Raw genomic sequence first — 280 nt, 5'->3', positions numbered from 1 at the left:
TTGTTCATGTTAAGAATAAACTGCAAAAGGCGGCCTTAACTGATTCAACAATATTAATAAGTGGCGAGAGTGGAACCGGTAAAGAACTATTTGCCCATGCTGTTCACGGAGCAAGTTATCGCCGTAAGGGACCGTTTATTGCCATAAACTGTAGTGCCATCCCAGAAACGCTTATAGAAAGTGAACTATTCGGGTATGAAGAAGGGGCGTTTACCGGGGCAAAGCGGGGAGGAAAGCCAGGAAAATTTGAGTTGGCGGAAGATGGAACCTTATTTTTAGA

1 protein-coding gene is annotated in these 280 nt (G+C 43.9%); it reads left to right on the top strand.

Annotated elements, in window-relative coordinates; translation table 11 throughout:
- A partial coding sequence (locus tag ACYQ3Q_RS28625) for a sigma 54-interacting transcriptional regulator (protein ID WP_459931765.1) occupies window positions 1-280 on the top strand: 280 nt, incomplete at both ends.

The sequence above is a fragment of the Desulfosporosinus burensis genome (genome assembly GCF_054657535.1).
The sequence above is the reverse complement of the archived record's forward strand: the minus strand, read 5'-3'. Positions and strand labels throughout refer to the sequence as shown.